Here is a 16800-nt window from a genome sequence, read left to right as displayed (position 1 = left end):
ATGAACGCGAGTATGGAACCAACTTTACATCAAATCGCGACTGCGACAAGTCCGGCTTTAACGTCCCGCAGAACCCCCTGCACGGCCTATTCCAGAAGCTCTTCCGCAGGAAAGACCGCTGGAACCGCATCGATATCGCGCACCATGTAGTATTCGGCAGCCGATCCATGGGGTTCGGCAGCCACGCTGACCTTTTCGCCGGCCGCGGCCGCGGCAAACGACGCCACCATGTTGTCCCTGCCGACCGCCAGCAGCGCCGTCACGCCTGAGGGAAAGCGCCCGGCGTTGATCTCGGTAATCGCAGGCACGCCGTCTGCGTCCTCTTTCAGCTCGACGAAAAAGGCGCCCGTAGGCGCCTTTTCCAGTGCCTCGACCGCCCTCAGGGTAACCTTGACGGCCTCCGGCGCTGCAACGGTCTTGGCCAGCGAGCACATCGAGAAGATGCCGCTCGGGTTGTTGCCGGCCGCGAAATAGCTGAGCACCTCGACCGCCTGGGTTCGCAGCATGGTGCCCTTGTACCACAGGCTGTGAACCATGAAGTGCCGCCCGGGCAGGTACTCGGCCAGCGTAAAGTCGGAAACCTTCACACCCCGCAAGTCCCGCCATTGCGTAATCCAGGACCGCGCCTGCGCGATATTGGCGACGGGCGTGGCGCCGAGCGACCGCGAGCCGCGGCGGGTGCGGCACCAGAGCAGGCCTTCATTCGAGAACCTCGCAAAGATGCCATTCAGGCTACGAAGCGACTTGAGCTCAAATGTGCGCGGGACCGGAACATTCCTGCGCCGCAGAAACTCGGTCAGCGCATACTTGTCCTGGCACAGGTCGATCGTCTCGCGGCGGGGGAGCAGCAGATCGATCTTGTAGCGGCGGCGGTGATCGGAAAGCACTTTGACGACGTTGTCGTTGGTCGCCATGACGACGTCGATCCGCTCCCGCCTGATGATCTCCAGGAGCGCGTCGGTGAATTCGCCCCCGTCGGGGTCCGGGGTGAGATAGTTGGCGTCGGCGATCGACAATCTCAGAAAAAACCGATCGTGGTTCACGCCGACCACATGCGGTTTGGGCGACATGGCCCGAAGCGCACGGATCAGGTTTGCGCTTGAACCTGTGCCCGCGCCGGTAACCAGCGCGCGAACGACGCGTTTTTTCATCCAGTCCCCCCGTGAGCGAAGCGGCGCGTCCGCCGACCCCGGCGTGGCGGCCCCCGCCGTGCTGGATCCACTCTAAGGCATCTTCCTGAATTTGAAGTTGCTGAGTTGATCTTGTCCCGAGATGTCATCCATGAAGAAACCGGCGATCTGTCCCTGCTCGCGATAAAACGTGAACTTCACCTTGGGAAGCACGTTGCTGAATGCCGGCATCGGCGGCGGCATCGTCTTGAACGTGTCGGCGTCGATGAGCGGGGACAGAGTGACCGTAGCGTATTTTTCGCGTGTGACCTGGACAGCCGTTCCGTTCAGGCTCAGGGTGTAGGTGACGTCGAGTTCGTCACTGTGGAATTGGCCAGTGAATTCGTCCGGATTTGACGGCGTGGGCCCGGGCGTGGCGCCCGGGAGCGGCGCTTGCGGCGGCAGGGGCAACAACGTTGCACCGAGATAGAGTGCGGCCACGTCACGCACCAGAGTCCATGTCTGGGCTGCTGGTGTCCGCACGTTCGGCAAAGCCACATTGCAGAGCAGCGCAATCGAGAGATTTTGGTTCGGAACGCGAATTAGGTGCGAGCGATATCCGGCATCCCGGCCATTGTGTTCGACGACCTTGATGCTGCCCTGCTGCGAAATGAACAATCCGAGCCCGTAGCCCCCGAGCCCCGGCGTTTGCATCTCCGTCAGCGCGGCTGCGCCGCCGACGGTCATTGTGTCGAAGTTGGCGTCCCAGCGCATGAGGTCGTCAACGGTGGTCTGCAGGTTGGTCGGACCGCTGAGATCATAGTTCGGCATCCGTATCTCCCAACCCAATGGGGGCGTCGGGACCCGATAGCCATAGGCGCGATCGTCGACGATCGTGCCGTGGGTTTCGATGATCTGCGTCTTGGTCATGCCGAGCGGGTCGAAGATATGTTGTTTGCAAAAGGCCGACAGCGAGAGCCCGGAGACCTTTTTGACGATCTCCCCGGCGATCGTATAGTTGGTGTTGCTGTACGAATACTTGCTGCCGGGCGGGAAGTTCAGCGATGTCGACAATCCTACGAACCGGTTCATGACGTCGTCCCGGGTCACCACGTCGTCCGACAGGCGCCAACCCGCCATCGTGGCGAGCACCCACTGGTCCCTGATCCCGCTGGTGTGATGAAGCAGCTGCCCGATAGTGATCGGCTGGGTTATGCCGGCAAGTTCGGGAATGAGTGGGTTCGTACCCGTGTTCACGTTGGTGTTGAGGGTAATCGGCGTGATCGCCGGGTTCCCAAGGCTCGGGTCGTTGATCAGCATCATGATCGCCATCGCCGTGAATTGCTTGGTTAGCGACGCAGCGTGGAAGACGGTGTCGTGTGAGTTATCAATTTGGTGGTCGAAATCCGCCCTGCCGTAGCCACGGCGGTGAACGACGGTGCCATTGTGGCGCACGGCGATCGCCATGCCGGGAGAATCGTTTCTATTCCAGACCTCGAAGATGTCGTCGACCTGACTACTGAGGGAAGATTTCTTCGAGCTGATGGAAGGTTTCTTCCTGATGAGAGCTTTGAGCTTTGTCTTCTTGACAGGCTTCTTGACGGTCTTCTTGGGGGGCTTTTTTTTCGCAGTTTTCATTGCACATACTCCTCGTGATGAAGGGTTGCGCCGCGCCTATCTGCGGGGAGGACCTGCCTCGATGAGATACCAGCGATGCAGGGGTCAGGTCCCGGCCGAAATCTAGACCGTCTGAAGGGGCGTGCCAACGCTGCCATGCATTCTGCAGCGGCGGCTGCGGACCGGTTGTGAAGCAGCCCACAGTTGAAGCGCAAACGAGCCGTCCGTCTTGTTGCGAAGCGGCGATCTGCAGCCGCGGTCGATCATGGCGGGGCCAAAGTTAATCCTTTTCGCCCATTTCGGCCCCTGGGAGGGTTGCCGCAGCGGGCTTGCTGCCTTACCTGTCAGCCATGAAATTCCTTGACGAGGCAAAGGTCTATATTCGCTCCGGCGACGGCGGTAACGGCTGCGTGGCGTTCCGCCGCGAGAAGTTCATCGAGTTCGGCGGGCCCTCCGGCGGCAATGGAGGCCGTGGCGGCGATGTCATCGTCGAGGTCGTCGACGGGCTGAACACGCTGATCGACTATCGCTACCAGCAGCACTTCAAGGCGCCGAAGGGCACCAATGGCATGGGCAAGGACCGCCACGGCGCCAACGGCAAATCGATCGTGCTGAAGGTGCCGGTCGGCACCCAGATTTTCGATGAGGATCGCGAAACGCTGATCCATGACTTCACCGAGCTCGGCGAAAAATTCGTGCTCGCCGAGGGTGGCAATGGCGGCTTCGGCAACGCGCATTTCAAATCCTCCACCAACCGCACGCCGCGCAACGCCAATCCCGGCCAGGAAGGCGAGGAGCGCTGGATCTGGCTCAGGCTGAAGCTGATCGCCGACGCCGGCCTCGTCGGCCTGCCCAATGCCGGCAAGTCGACCTTCCTCTCCGTCGTCAGCGCGGCGAAGCCGAAGATCGCCGACTATCCCTTCACGACGCTGCATCCGCAGCTCGGCGTTGTGAACGCGCAGGGCCGCGAATTCGTGCTCGCCGACATTCCCGGCCTGATCGAGGGCGCGCATGAAGGCGCCGGTCTTGGCGATCGATTCCTCGGCCATGTCGAGCGCTGCCGCGTGCTGCTGCACCTGATCGATGCGACCTGCGAACACGCCGGCAAGGCCTACAAGACGGTGCGGACCGAGCTCGAGGCCTATGAGGGTCACCTCACCGACAAGATCGAGATCGTCGCGCTGAACAAGATCGACGCGGTTGCGCCGGATGAATTGAAGAAGCAGAAGGACCGGCTGAAACGCGCCGCGAAAAAGACGCCGCTGCTGGTCTCGGCTGCGACCGGCGAAGGCGTGCCGGAAGCGCTCAAGGCGCTGGTCGAAGTGATCGGCGAGGCCCCGGTTTCGCTCAAGGCCAAGGGCAGCCAGGACCCGTGGACGCCGGCGACGCCGCCGCAGGGCTGATGCAAACTTAAGCGCTCCCGCGGCCGCGCCACTTCCAAATCAGGGAGCTGGCGCGTATTGCTTCCCGACAATCCCGATCATTCGACCGCATCCATGAAACGCCCCGCGCTCAAAAACTTTCGCCGCATCGTCGTCAAGGTCGGCTCCTCGCTCCTGATCGACTCCAATGCGGGCGAGGTCCGCTCGGCGTGGCTGTCGGCGCTGGCAGCCGATATCGCCAAGCTGCACGACGAAGGCCGCGACGTTCTGGTGGTCTCATCCGGTTCGATTGCGCTCGGCCGCAGCCGTCTGAAATTGCCGCGCGGCCCGCTGAAGCTCGAGGAAAGCCAGGGCGCCGCCGCCGTCGGACAGATCGCGCTGGCGCGAATCTGGTCGGAAGTTCTTGGGGCTCACGGCATTGGCGCCGGGCAGATTTTGGTGACACTGCAGGACACCGAGGAGCGCCGCCGCTATCTCAACGCCCGCTCGACCATCGCCAAGCTTTTGGAATGGCGCGCAGTGCCCGTGATCAACGAGAACGACACGGTAGCCACCAACGAAATCCGCTATGGCGACAATGATCGCCTCGCCGCGCGCGTCGCCACCATGGCGAGCGCCGATCTGCTGATCCTGTTGTCCGATATCGACGGGCTTTATGACGCGCCACCCGGCGCCAATCCCAACGCAAAGCTGATTCCGATCGTCGAGTCCGTTACCTCGGAGATCGAAGGCATGGCGGGCGCGGCCGGATCCGAATTGTCGCGCGGCGGCATGTTCACCAAGATCGAGGCGGCGAAGATCGCGACGACGTCAGGCACGCATATGCTGATCGCCTCCGGCAAGATCGAGCATCCATTGCAGGCGATCGCCGATGGCGGGCGCTGCACCTGGTTCCTGACGCCGGCCAATCCCGTCACCGCACGAAAGCGCTGGATCGCAGGCTCGCTGGAGCCGAAGGGCACGCTAACCATCGATGCCGGCGCGGTCGCGGCGCTGCGCGCCGGCAAAAGCCTGCTGCCGGCCGGCGTGATCCGGATCGACGGCCAGTTCGCCCGTGGCGACGCGGTGGTGGTGCGCGGCCCCGACACCCACGAGATCGGCCGTGGCCTCGTCGCCTACGACGCCGAGGATGCCGAAAAGATCAAGGGGCGCTCATCGCCGGACGTGATGGCAATCCTCGGCATCTCGGGCCGGGCGGAGATGATCCACCGGGATGATCTGGTGGTGGGCCCGGCCGGGGCCATTCCGGCCAAGTAGGCCATTGGCCGAGCTGCCTGTTTCCGATATCGCCAGCCAGCCATGTTGGTTCCGGACCTCGCAAAAGCGGGATTTCCGTGCTAGGACATGGCCTTAATCAAGACACGAGCCTCCCATGACCGCGCCGCTCAAGGCAATCGACGGCACTGCCGATCTGCCCGCTTTGATGACCGACCTCGCTACCCAAGCGCGCGCCGCCGCGCGGGTGCTGGCGCTGGCGCCGCCGGAGCAGAAGGATCGCGCGCTGGAGGCGATCGAGCGGGCGATCCGCGCCAACGCTGCAAAGATCCTCACGGCCAATGCCGAGGACGTTGCGGAAGTACGCGCCGGTGGGGCGACGTCGGCCTTCATCGACCGCCTGGCGCTGACGCCAGCCCGGATCGATTCCATGGCTGACGGCGTAGCCACGGTGCGCGCCATTCCCGATCCGGTCGGCACCGTTACCGAAAGCTGGCAGCGGCCGAACGGCATGACCATCGAGCGCGTGCGCGTGCCGCTCGGGGTGATCGGCGTGATCTTCGAAAGCCGTCCCAACGTCGCCGCTGATGCCGGCGTGCTGTGCCTGAAGTCCGGCAATGCCGTGATCCTGCGCGGCGGCTCCGACAGCTTCCGCTCCTGCCGCGCGATCCATGACTGCCTGGTGCAAGGCCTGCGCGAGGCGGGTCTTCCCGAGGCCGCAATCACGCTGGTGCCGACGCGCGACCGTGCGGCCGTCGGACTGATGCTTGGAGGACTAGGTGGCGGTATCGACGTGATCGTGCCGCGCGGCGGCAAGAGCCTGGTCGCGCGCGTCGAGGCGGAGGCGCGGGTGCCGGTGTTTGCGCATCTCGAAGGCGTCAACCACATCTATGTCGACGGCAGCGCCAAGCTCGACATGGCCAAGTCGATCGTGCTGAACGCCAAGATGCGCCGTACCGGCGTCTGCGGTGCTGCCGAGACCCTGCTGGTCGATCGTGCTGCTGCGGCGACGAATTTGAAGCCGCTGGTCGAGATGCTGATCGAATCCGGCTGCGAGGTGCGCGGCGATGACGCCGTGCAGAAGATCGACGCGCGGGTGAAGCCGGCAACCGACGACGACTGGGACACCGAGTATCTCGACGCCATCATCGCCGCGCGTGTCGTCGACGGCGTGGATGCTGCGATCGCGCATATCCAGAATCACGGCTCGCGCCACACCGATGCGATCGTGGCCGAGGATATAAAGGCCGCCGAGAAATTCCTCAGCGAGGTGGATTCGGCGATCGTGCTGCACAACGCATCGACGCAGTTCGCCGACGGCGGCGAGTTCGGCTTTGGCGCGGAGATCGGGATTGCCACCGGCAAATTCCACGCCCGCGGCCCTGTTGGCGCCGAGCAACTGACGAGCTTCAAATATCGCGTTCGCGGCACCGGGCAGACGCGGCCGTGAACGCTAGCCCGTGCACGCGGTGACCCGGCTGATGCAATTGCAATCCGCCGCGCAAGCCATCCCCTTCCATACCAAGGGCATGCGCATAGGCCTGCTCGGCGGCTCGTTCAATCCGCCGCACGCGGCGCATCGCGCCATCAGCCTGTTTGCGCTGAAGCGCCTGAAGCTTGATCGCGTCTGGTGGCTGCTGACGCCGGGCAATCCGCTGAAGGATACCGGCCGGCTGCACGGAATTTCCGAACGCGCGGGCGCCGCGCTCGATGTCGCCGACGATCCGCGCATCGATATCAGCTGTCTCGAAGCTGTCATCGGCACCAAGTACACTGTCGATACGATCATTCATTTGCGCCGCCGCGTTCCCGGCGTGCGTTTCGTCTGGATCATGGGCGCTGACAATCTCGCGCAGTTCCATCGCTGGAAGGACTGGCGGCGCATCGCCTCCGAGGTGCCGATCGCCGTGATCGACCGTCCGCCGCAGAGTTTCCGGGCGCTTGCAGCCCCCGCCGCCCAGGCGCTGGCGCGCTACCGCGTGCCTGAGAACCAGGCGGCCCGGCTAGCCGATCAGCAGGCGCCCGCCTGGGTTTTCCTCACCGGCATGAAGCTGAACCTGTCGTCGACGGGCCTTCGGAACTCCGACGGGAGCTGGAAGGTAAAGAAGTGACAGTTTGGTTCGAACCGGCACGTGGGCTCACTGGAATATTGAAACCATTAACCCCACATGCCTAATATGGTCCGCGACGCCGGGATTCGGCGTTCGCGATACAGTGAAAGGAATGGTCCCTGGCCACATCTGTATTGTCCAAGTCCAAGTCTGTTTTACCCAAGGTTTCCAGCAAATCTGCCAAGACCGCGCGTAAAACATCGACACAAGCTGCGGCCTTGAAGGCGCAACCCGACGCCGACAAGACGCTGAATATGATCCTCTCCCGCCTCGACGATATGAAGGCGGAAGAAACGATCACCATCGACCTTCGCGGCAAATCCGCCTTTTCCGACTACATGATCGTCACCACGGGCCGGGCCAACCGGCATGTCGGCGCGATCGCGGAAAACGTCACGAAAGCCCTGAAGGAAAACGGCATCAAGAACATCCATGTCGAGGGCTTGCCCAATTGCGACTGGGTGCTGATCGATTCCGGCGATGTGGTCGTGCACGTGTTCAGGCCCGAGGTCCGCGAATTCTACAATCTCGAAAGGTTGTGGGCGCAAAACCCGGCGGCGGCAGCGATCTGAACTCTCGGCCGATGCGAATCGGCTAAAGCGCATGTAACCTGCTTGCGCGCGCTTAAAAGCGCGCGTGCCGGAAAGTGCACGCCGGAACACGCCAGAAACAGCATTCATGCGCCTTGTCGTGGTTTCAATCGGCCGGCTGAAACAGGGCCCGGAGCAGGAACTGGCCGAACGCTATCGCGAGCGCTTCGAGGACATCGGCCGCAAGCTCGGCTTTCGCGGCCTCACGATCCATGAAATTCCCGAAAGCCGCGCGCGCGACACCGCGACCCGGATATCGGAGGAAGCCGCGGCGATTGCGGCGGCGATACCGGAGAAATCCGTGCTGGTGGCGCTGGACGAGCACGGCAAGAGCATCGATAGCGCGACCTTCGCCCGGCATCTCGGCCAGTGGCGGGATGAGGGGATGGCCAATACTATTTTCGCAATCGGCGGCGCGGACGGACTTTCGCCTGATTTGCAGCGCAAGGCTAAAATGCGCATTGCATTCGGCTCGGCGACCTGGCCGCATCAAATGGTGCGTATCATGCTCCTTGAACAGATTTATCGGGCCGCGACCATTCTGGCCGGCCACCCCTACCATCGTGTGTAGGCACGGTGGCGTGAATACAGAGAAACGCTGAATAGGCCGAATGCATTCAACGCGGAACATTCATTCGTACCTTGGCACCGCCCGTCGCGGCGCGCCGCTGTCGTCAGCCGTCTCGCTTACCCTGCTCCTACTTTCCGTAAGCTTCGCCGCAGCATCGCTTTCACCGGCGGTAGCGCAACCCGCAGCCCCCGCACAGCAAGCGACGGCCGTTTCCCCCGATGCCATCAAGCAGCGCGCGGAAGAACTGGAAGCCACGCGTGAGCAGCAGCGCAAGGCAGCCGAACTTCAGCAAAAACTAAAGGCCGATATCGCGGCGATCGGACAGGACCGCTCCAAGCTCAACCAGCAACTGATCGATATTGCTACCCAGGTCCGCACCGTCGAGACCCGCATCGGCGAGACCGAGGCGCGGCTGCGTCCGCTCGACAGCCGTGAACAGGCGGTCAGGGCTTCGCTCGATTCACGCCGCGCCGAAATCGTCGAGGTGCTGGCGGCGCTGCAACGCGCCGGCCGACGCACGCCGCCGGCGCTATTTGTCCGGCCGGAAGACGCGCTGGAATCGCTGCGCACCGCCATGCTGCTCGGATCGGTCGTCCCCGAACTGCGCGGACGCGCGGAGAAACTTGCCACCGATCTCGGCGAGCTGGTGAGCTTGCGCCAACGCATCGCCAGCGAGCGCGATGTGCTGGCGCGGGACCGCGACAGGCTGAAGGACGATTCTGTCAGGCTGGCTGCGCTGGTGGAAGAGCGGCAGCGCAAGCAGAGCGCGATCGAAAAGGACATGGAAGCCGAAGGCGCCCGCGCCATCAACCTGTCCAGGCAGGTGGACGGCCTGCAGGGCCTGATCACGAAAATGGAGCAGGATTTGAAGAGCGCCGCCAAGGCGGCCGCAACCGCCAGCCTGCAGGGCGCCCCGGCCGCCCCGGGGGGCAAGCCCAATCTGGGGGCATTGAAGGACCCCACGCGGTTAAGCCCGGCGATCGCCTTTGCCTCCGCCAAGGGACTGTTCGCTTTTCCGGTCAATGGCCGCAAGATTCGCGATTTTGGTGGTTCCGACGGCGCGGGCGGCGCGGAAAAAGGCATTTCCTTGGCAACCCGGGCCGGGGCTCAGGTCACAACACCGTGTGACGGCTGGGTTGTTTACGCCGGGCCATTCCGCAGCTACGGACAACTCTTGATCCTTAATGCCGGGGGCGGGTATCATGTCCTGATCGCCGGGATGGAACGCATTTCGGTAAACATCGGCCAGTTTGTACTTACGGGAGAGCCGGTCGCGACCATGGGTTCGACATCCCAGGTCGCATCCATTCTCGCCACGACCGCGAGCCAGCCGGTGTTGTATGTCGAGTTCCGTAAGGACGGCACTCCAATCGATTCAGGCCCATGGTGGGCCGCTAACGAAGGCGAAAAGGTTCGCGGATGATGCGCAAGACTTCTGTAATTCTTCTTAGCGCCGCCACCGGTGCGGCTTTGACGCTCTTCGTCACGCAGCCTCGTTCCATGCTGATGGGATCGAGTGCACGCGCTGCGACCTCGGACACCTATCGCCAGCTCAATCTGTTCGGCGACGTGTTCGAACGCGTGCGCAGCGACTATGTCGAGAAGCCTGATGACGGCAAGCTGGTCGAATCGGCGATCTCGGGCATGCTGGCCGGCCTCGATCCGCATTCCAGCTACATGGACGCGAAGAGTTTTCGCGACATGCAGGTGCAGACCCGCGGTGAGTTCGGCGGGCTCGGCATCGAGGTCACGATGGAAGACGGTCTGATCAAGGTCGTCTCCCCGATCGACGACACGCCGGCGTCGAAGGCCGGCATCATGGCCAACGACATCATCACCAATCTCGACGACGAAGCCGTGCAGGGTCTCACCCTCAATCAGGCGGTCGAGAAAATGCGCGGCCCGGTCAACACCAAGATCCGGCTCAAGATCATCCGCAAGGGCCAGGAAAATCCGATCGAAGTCACGCTGATGCGCGACAATATCCGCGTCCGCTCGGTGCGCGCGCGCGTCGAACAGGACGACATCGGCTATATCCGCGTCACGACCTTCAACGAGCAGACCACCGAAGGCCTGAAGCGCGAGATCGGCAATCTGTCGAACCAGATCGGCGACAAGCTGAAGGGCTTCATCATCGACATGCGCAACAATCCCGGCGGCTTGCTGGAGGAAGCGGTGACAGTTTCCGATTCCTTCCTCGATAAAGGCGAGATCGTCTCGACCCGCGGCCGCAACGCCGAGGAAACCCAGCGCCGCGCCGCCCATACCGGCGACCTGACCAAGGGCAAGCCGGTCATCGTGCTGATCAATGGCGGCTCGGCCTCGGCCTCCGAAATCGTTGCCGGCGCGCTGCAGGACCACAAGCGCGCCACGCTGGTCGGCACGCGCTCGTTCGGCAAGGGCTCAGTGCAGACCATCATCCCGCTCGGCAGCGGCAACGGCGCGCTGCGGCTCACCACCGCGCGCTATTACACGCCGTCGGGCAAATCGATCCAGGCCAGAGGCATCGTGCCCGACATCGAGGTGCTGCAGGACGTGCCGGATGAATTGAAGTCGCGCACCGACACCAAGGGCGAGGCTTCGCTGCGCGGCCACCTGAAGACAAACGACGGTGACGAGAAGACCGGCTCGCAGTCCTACGTGCCGCCGGACGCCAAGGACGACAAGGCGCTGAAGACCGCGGCCGACCTGCTGCACGGCATCAAGTCGACCGCAACCGCAGCACCCACAACCGGTGACAAGGCGGCTAGCAAGGCCGCGAACTGATCGGCTCCACCGGCTAGCATTCGAAAAAAGGGGCGGCCTTCGGGTCGCCCTTTTTGCTGGACGGCGGAATAGTCAGGCGCCTGCGATTCGGCCAAGGATTCCGGCCGGGACAAGGACCGAGCCCTGGCTGCCGTGGCCCTGCCCCGCCGTGGTATCGTCGGCCCCAGTGATTCGGGGAGGTCCATGACGGAAATGACCGACGATCTGAGCACGCCGCTCGGACAGAAGACAGAGCGCCAGAAGCGCCGGTTCCGGCTGCCGTTCACTGCGGTGCAGGCGCTGGCTGTGCTGCTCGGCCTGTTCCTGGTCGCCTTCCTCACCGTCGCGCTTTTCACTGACAACCCGTTCGGCGGCGAGCCGGTCGCCCGTATCGCGCTGCACAAGCCGGCCGCGGACGAAAAGCTGCCCGAATCCGCCTCCGGCCACTCCCAACAGGCTGCGAAACCTGCCCAGCAGGCGCCAACCGGCGACAACAAGACCGTCACCATCATCGACGGCTCCAGCGGCAAGCGCCAGGATGTCGTGATCGGCAGCGACGCCGCCGACAAGACCGGCGCCGAGCCAGCGCCGGCGATGGCAATGGCCGGCATCGACCAGCGGCTCCTGGAAAAGTCCCGTTACGGCATGATCCCGGTGGTTGCCGACGGCCTGAAGCCCTTCACGGTCTATGCGGCCGACGCCGACCGCACCAAGGCGGCCAAGATGCCTGTCGTCGCCATCGTCGTCGGCGGGCTCGGCGTCGGCGCCGCCAAGACGGCCGATGCCATCATGAAGCTGCCGCCGGCCGTGACGCTGGCATTCACCCCTTACGGAGCGGACCCCGCCAAGCTCGCCGAGCGGGCCCGTGCGCAGCGCCACGAGATCCTGCTTCAGGTTCCGATGGAGCCGTTCGACTATCCCGATAATGACCCCGGCCCGCAGACCCTGCTCACGACGCTGACGCCAGAGCAGAACATCGACCGGCTGTACTGGCACCTCAGCCGGTTCCAGGGCTATGCGGGGATCGCCAATTTCATGGGTGCACGTTTCACGGCGACCGACACCGTGATGCAGCCGATCATTCGCGAAGCGGCCAAGCGCGGCCTCGGCTATCTCGACGACGGCTCCTCGCCGCGCAGCGCCGCGCCGTCCCTGACGGCGGCCCAATCGATGCCCTTCGCCAAGGCCGATTTCACCATCGATGCCGTGCCGACCTCGGCCGAGATCGACCGAACACTGGTCAAGCTGGAGACGCTCGCCAAGGAGCGCGGGCTGGCCGTGGGCGTCGCCTCGGCGCTCCCGATTTCAATCGAGCGGCTTGCCGTCTGGATCAAGACGCTCGACAGCCGCGGCATCATGCTTGTGCCATTGACAACGGCGATGCTGAAATCAAAATCAGGCTAGAGATCAAGCTGATGGCGGCGATCCGGACTTTCCCGGACTGCGCCGGACCGACCGATTGCGGGTGGATTTGATGCAGGCAAAGGAATCGTGAGGGACATGGCGCGCTACGAGGACCTGCCTTACCGGACCTGCGTCGGCATGATGCTGATCAATGCGGCCGGGCTGGTCTTCATTGGCCGCCGCGCCGGCGGCATCGAACATGTCGATGAAACCCACGTCTGGCAGATGCCGCAGGGCGGCGTCGATCCCGGCGAGGACACCTGGGAGGCCGCCAAGCGCGAGCTTTACGAGGAAACCAGCGTCCGCTCGGTGGAGAAGCTCGGCGAAGTCCCGGACTGGCTGATCTACGACATTCCACGCACGGTAGCCGGCCGCGCCTGGAAGGGCCGCTATCGCGGGCAACGGCAGAAATGGTACGCGGTGCGCTTTACCGGCAAGGACGCCGAAATCAACGTCTCAAGCCCCGGCGGCGGACACAAAGCCGAATTCGTGAACTGGCGCTGGGAGCCGATGAAGAATCTCCCGAACCTGATCGTTCCGTTCAAGCGGCCGGTCTATGAACGCGTGGTCAAGGAATTCTCCAGCCTCGCGGGCGGCTAGCTCTTTTCATATTGTCATATTGTGCTGTCGCGGCGCTCCTCGGTAACTCCTCAAACGCCATGTCCGAAAAACCTTATCGCCCCAACGTGGGAATCGCGCTGTTCAACGCCTCCGGCGCGGTGCTGATCGGGCGGCGCTTCCGGGACGACGGACCGGAAATCATTCTTCCCGGGTTGGAATGGCAGATGCCGCAGGGCGGCATCGACGCCGGCGAGAACCCGCGCGATGCCGTCATGCGCGAACTCTGGGAGGAGACCGGGGCGGTCAGCGCCGAATATCTCGGCGAGACCGATTGGATAAAATATGACTTTCCGTCCTATGACGGACCGTCCACGCATCGTCTCGCGCAATTCCGCGGCCAGCGGCAGAAATGGTTCGCGCTGCGGTTCACCGGCCGCGACGACGAGATCGACCCGCTGACGCCGCGCAACGGCCAGCCGGCCGAATTCGATTCCTGGCGCTGGGAGCGGCTCGACCGCGTCGCCGACCTCGTGGTGCCGTTCCGGCGCGACGTGTACCGGATGGTGGCGCAGGTATTTGCGGAATTCGCCCGTTAGATGGTCTCGCCACAGACGCGGGACGCGAGGCGCTTGACAGCGTTTTGTCGCTCAATATTTTTCGGCCGAGCTCGCAGAAAGCGCCCGATGTCGTCGGTGATTTGGCGTCAGCGAACCTTTTGGTATCGAGCGCAGACTAACGGGCTCAGCTTTGAAATAACCCCGCAGCGTTCGGTATCTTGCCTCCATGATGGAAGTGACTGTAGCCAAGCGTCGCCGGAGTTGGGAGTGGCGGGTGCACGATCATAATGGCACGCTGATCATGCACGGACGCGAACGTACCCGTCCGGCTGCCCGCTACCAGGGCTACCGGACCCTCTTCATGATGCTGGCCGTCGGTCGCAGGCCGGTCGATCCACGGACGTCCAAGGTTCACCCGGAGCCGGAAACCGGCCGCAAAGCCGCGGCCGATCTGGCACACCTTCGGCGCCCGGCCCGCCCGTTAACTCCGGATTGAGCCTGCCGCAGCCGCGAACGGCGCATCGATAATTTTGAATGCGGCCCCTTGAAATTTTTCCGCGATTTTCTAATTCGATTCCTGCCGCCGACAGCGGTGCCGGATGCCAGATCGGGTCCGGCGAGTTGAGCGGGCGCCGGACGGTGTCCGACGCTCCTTCGTATCCATCTTGCTCTTTGGAGGACTTGGTTATGAGGACGTTTGACTTCTCGCCCCTGTGGCGCTCCACGATCGGCTTCGATCATCTGGCCGATCTGCTCGACAGCAACTTGCAGCAGTCGGCCGACGACAATTATCCGCCCTACAATATCGAACGCTGTGGCGAAGACGCCTATCGGATTTCGTTGGCGGAAGCCGCGGCGTATCCCGATCGGGAACGCCGGCGCTTCCCGCCAGATCGAACAGAAGGCGGCCTAACGCCGCTTCGGCAATGAAGGCGCGGCGCACGGATTACGGACCGCGTGCGAGCCTATGAACGATCGACATGCAGAAATCTCTATGAGGAGGACACTATGACTTTTCGTGATCTGATCCCATGGTCGAGAAATCAGGAGCTTGCGCCTTCGCGCGACAGCTTCGATCCTTTCTTCACCCTGCACCGGGAGATGAACCGGTTGTTCGATGATGTCTTCCGCGGCTTTGGGGCGCCCGCCCGTTTCGGCAGCCCGCTGATGGAAGGCCGCTTCGGCTGGCCGAGCATCGAGCTCAGCGAAACCGACAAGACCCTGACCATTTCCGCGGAACTGCCGGGTCTTTCGGAGAAAGACGTTCAGGTCGAGATCGCCAACGGGGTTCTGACCCTGCGCGGCGAGAAGAAGTCCGAGCGAACCGGTAATGGCGGCAGATACTTCTCCGAGCGCTATTACGGTTCGTTCGAGCGGCAGATTCCGCTCGACGGAGTCGAGGAAGACAAGGCCGAAGCCAAATTCCATGACGGCGTCTTGACGATCACGTTGCCGAAATCCGAACAGGCTCGTTCGGCCGTCAAGCGCATCCCGATCAGCAGCCAATGACGACAATGGCGGCGGCGTCAAACGACGCCGCCCCGATAATCGCCCAAACGTCTCACTGGAAAGGAGAGTAAGGAGACAGATCGATGAGCAAGGCCAGATTGAACGCCCCAGAACTCGCGCTATTTTATCCTGCCGCACATTACGATTCCCCCGACGAAGTCCTGAGCGACCCGCAACTTTCCGACGCCGAGAAACGAATCATCCTGTCGTCCTGGGCGTCTGACATATTTGCGGTCGAGTCCTGCCCGAGCCTGCGTGACATTCCTGGCATGGGCCACACGCTTTGTCTCGCCGACATTCTCACCGCCTTGTGCCAGCTCGATGGCGACGATGATCCGCCGCGCGAGGGAATCGACAGGCGATGGCGACAATCGCGCCGCGCAACCGAAACGCGGAGGCTTTCGTCATGCTGACTCCTGCCGTTCTGGTCGTCGCGTGGATCAACCAGGCAACCGCATGGTGGACCGCTCCCTGGCTCGCCCTGCAGCGAAGCGAGGCCCTGCAAGGCAGCTCCTGATCTGCATGGCGGACATCGCGAGGGGGCGCGGATTGCCGAAGTCAGCCCCGGTTCGCCTGCGGAAATAGCCGGCCTGTGCAAGGGTGACATCGTGCTGAAAGCCGATGACCGCCCAATTCACTCTGCCGCGCAACTGCGAAACCGGATTGGCCTCGCCCGCATCGGCGAACAGGTCCGTTTGATCGTCGAACGTTCCGGCGCGCCGCAGACCGTCATCGTGGCGGTGGGGCCGGCCTCGGAGGCAAACACCGATCAGAGCTCAAATCAACGACGGTAGCACTGCGAACAGACACCTGTTCACGCGCCGCATTCATGCGGCCTGGTTCGGCCCGGTGCAATTGTAGCGTTCCAGACGATGTCGGGGGCCAGTTTGGAAAGATACCGCGACAAAAAGCTCAGCGCCCGCCACGATGTGACGAGCGCTGGTTTATTCGAGGCTTCGTTGCGCCCCGGAGCGGTGCCCCGGGGCTTAGTGCATAGCGGTTGCGTTGAGTTCGTGCTGGATGCTCTTGAAGTGGTCGAGCCGCTCGATGGCGTGATCGAGTTCGGTACCTTCCTTCTCGGCCAGCTTGGCTTCCATTTCGGCAATGGTCTCGGCGAACTGCGCGCGATCGACATCGGCGATCGAGGTGGCGACGTCGGCGAGCACGGTGAGGCCGTTGTCCGACATCTCGGCAAGGCCGCCGAGCACGATGACCTTCTGGTGCTCGCTGCCGGTGGTGATGGTCAGAATGCCCGGGCGGACCGCGGCCACGACCGGCGCATGTCCGGCCAGCACGCCGAAATCGCCCTCCACGCCGGGGACGTCAACCTGATCGACCTCGCCGGAGAAGGCGAGCTTTTCGGGCGAAACGAGATCGAAGTTGAAGGTGGCCATGGTCTTTCCGTTCTTTCCGCTGTCACCCGCGGGCT

Annotated in this window: 18 protein-coding genes and 1 pseudogene; 16 read left to right on the top strand and 3 right to left on the bottom strand. The window is 63.3% G+C overall.

Translation table 11 applies throughout. From position 1 onward, the window contains the following. Window positions 1-86: 86 nt before the first annotated feature. Window positions 87-1151, bottom strand: a complete 1065-nt coding sequence (locus V1279_RS36600) for a hypothetical protein (protein WP_334445745.1) — start codon at window positions 1149-1151, stop codon at window positions 87-89. Window positions 1152-1223: 72 nt separating this feature from the next. Then, complete coding sequence (locus V1279_RS36595) at window positions 1224-2747, bottom strand: serine hydrolase domain-containing protein (protein WP_334445743.1); 1524 nt, start codon at window positions 2745-2747, stop codon at window positions 1224-1226. A gap of 329 nt (window positions 2748-3076) precedes the next feature. On the opposite strand from V1279_RS36595, the gene obgE reads away from it, so the two are divergent. The 16 genes and pseudogenes from obgE to V1279_RS36515 all read left to right on the top strand — a co-directional run bounded on the left by obgE (window position 3077) and on the right by V1279_RS36515 (window position 16165). Next, complete coding sequence (gene obgE, locus V1279_RS36590) at window positions 3077-4129, top strand: GTPase ObgE (protein ID WP_334445741.1); 1053 nt, start codon at window positions 3077-3079, stop codon at window positions 4127-4129. Between the two features lie 93 nt (window positions 4130-4222). Beyond that, the gene (proB, locus tag V1279_RS36585; protein ID WP_334445739.1) at window positions 4223-5365 is read left to right on the top strand and encodes a glutamate 5-kinase; all 1143 of its coding nucleotides are present in this window, start codon (window positions 4223-4225) and stop codon (window positions 5363-5365) included. Between the two features lie 115 nt (window positions 5366-5480). After that, on the top strand, window positions 5481-6773 hold the full coding sequence (locus V1279_RS36580; RefSeq protein ID WP_334445737.1) for a glutamate-5-semialdehyde dehydrogenase: 1293 nt from the start codon (window positions 5481-5483) through the stop codon (window positions 6771-6773). 31 nt (window positions 6774-6804) lie between these two features. Continuing rightward, window positions 6805-7434, top strand: coding sequence for a nicotinate-nucleotide adenylyltransferase (locus V1279_RS36575; RefSeq protein ID WP_334445736.1), 630 nt, complete (start codon window positions 6805-6807; stop codon window positions 7432-7434). Window positions 7435-7652: 218 nt separating this feature from the next. Next, window positions 7653-8006, top strand: a complete 354-nt coding sequence (rsfS, locus tag V1279_RS36570) for a ribosome silencing factor (RefSeq protein ID WP_334391453.1) — start codon at window positions 7653-7655, stop codon at window positions 8004-8006. Between the two features lie 106 nt (window positions 8007-8112). Further along, window positions 8113-8595 carry a 23S rRNA (pseudouridine(1915)-N(3))-methyltransferase RlmH gene (rlmH, locus tag V1279_RS36565; protein ID WP_334445734.1) on the top strand — a complete coding sequence of 161 codons (483 nt, stop codon included), beginning with the start codon at window positions 8113-8115 and terminating at the stop codon, window positions 8593-8595. 40 nt (window positions 8596-8635) lie between these two features. Further along, the gene (locus V1279_RS36560; RefSeq protein WP_334445733.1) at window positions 8636-10018 is read left to right on the top strand and encodes a murein hydrolase activator EnvC family protein; all 1383 of its coding nucleotides are present in this window, start codon (window positions 8636-8638) and stop codon (window positions 10016-10018) included. Beyond that, entirely contained in the window at window positions 10015-11361 is a 1347-nt protein-coding gene (locus tag V1279_RS36555) for a S41 family peptidase (protein ID WP_334445732.1), read from the top strand. Before V1279_RS36560 ends, V1279_RS36555 begins: the two co-directional genes overlap by 4 nt. Before the next feature lie 183 nt (window positions 11362-11544). Next, the gene (locus tag V1279_RS36550; RefSeq protein ID WP_334445731.1) at window positions 11545-12744 is read left to right on the top strand and encodes a divergent polysaccharide deacetylase family protein; all 1200 of its coding nucleotides are present in this window, start codon (window positions 11545-11547) and stop codon (window positions 12742-12744) included. A gap of 96 nt (window positions 12745-12840) precedes the next feature. Beyond that, window positions 12841-13344: an RNA pyrophosphohydrolase gene (locus V1279_RS36545; RefSeq protein WP_212422681.1), complete on the top strand. Its 504-nt coding sequence runs from the start codon at window positions 12841-12843 to the stop codon at window positions 13342-13344. Window positions 13345-13403: 59 nt separating this feature from the next. After that, window positions 13404-13901, top strand: coding sequence for an RNA pyrophosphohydrolase (locus V1279_RS36540; RefSeq protein WP_334445729.1), 498 nt, complete (start codon window positions 13404-13406; stop codon window positions 13899-13901). 235 nt (window positions 13902-14136) lie between these two features. Further along, window positions 14137-14358: a hypothetical protein gene (locus V1279_RS36535; RefSeq protein WP_334445727.1), complete on the top strand. Its 222-nt coding sequence runs from the start codon at window positions 14137-14139 to the stop codon at window positions 14356-14358. Between the two features lie 191 nt (window positions 14359-14549). Beyond that, window positions 14550-14714, top strand: a pseudogene (locus V1279_RS36530) (heat-shock protein); the annotation flags it as partial. A gap of 156 nt (window positions 14715-14870) precedes the next feature. After that, window positions 14871-15371: an Hsp20/alpha crystallin family protein gene (locus V1279_RS36525; RefSeq protein ID WP_334445726.1), complete on the top strand. Its 501-nt coding sequence runs from the start codon at window positions 14871-14873 to the stop codon at window positions 15369-15371. An 83-nt stretch (window positions 15372-15454) separates the two neighbouring features. Continuing rightward, entirely contained in the window at window positions 15455-15784 is a 330-nt protein-coding gene (locus V1279_RS36520) for a hypothetical protein (protein ID WP_334445724.1), read from the top strand. Between the two features lie 3 nt (window positions 15785-15787). Further along, on the top strand, window positions 15788-16165 hold the full coding sequence (locus V1279_RS36515) for a PDZ domain-containing protein (RefSeq protein ID WP_334446743.1): 378 nt from the start codon (window positions 15788-15790) through the stop codon (window positions 16163-16165). Between the two features lie 192 nt (window positions 16166-16357). On the opposite strand, the gene V1279_RS36510 is transcribed toward V1279_RS36515, so the two are convergent. After that, entirely contained in the window at window positions 16358-16765 is a 408-nt protein-coding gene (locus V1279_RS36510) for a F0F1 ATP synthase subunit epsilon (RefSeq protein WP_334445722.1), read from the bottom strand. Window positions 16766-16800: the final 35 nt, after the last annotated feature.

It is taken from the genome of Bradyrhizobium sp. AZCC 1610 (assembly GCF_036924515.1).
In the GTDB taxonomy this organism is placed as follows: Bacteria; Pseudomonadota; Alphaproteobacteria; order Rhizobiales; family Xanthobacteraceae; genus Bradyrhizobium.
This window is presented reverse-complemented; position numbering and strand designations above follow the sequence as displayed.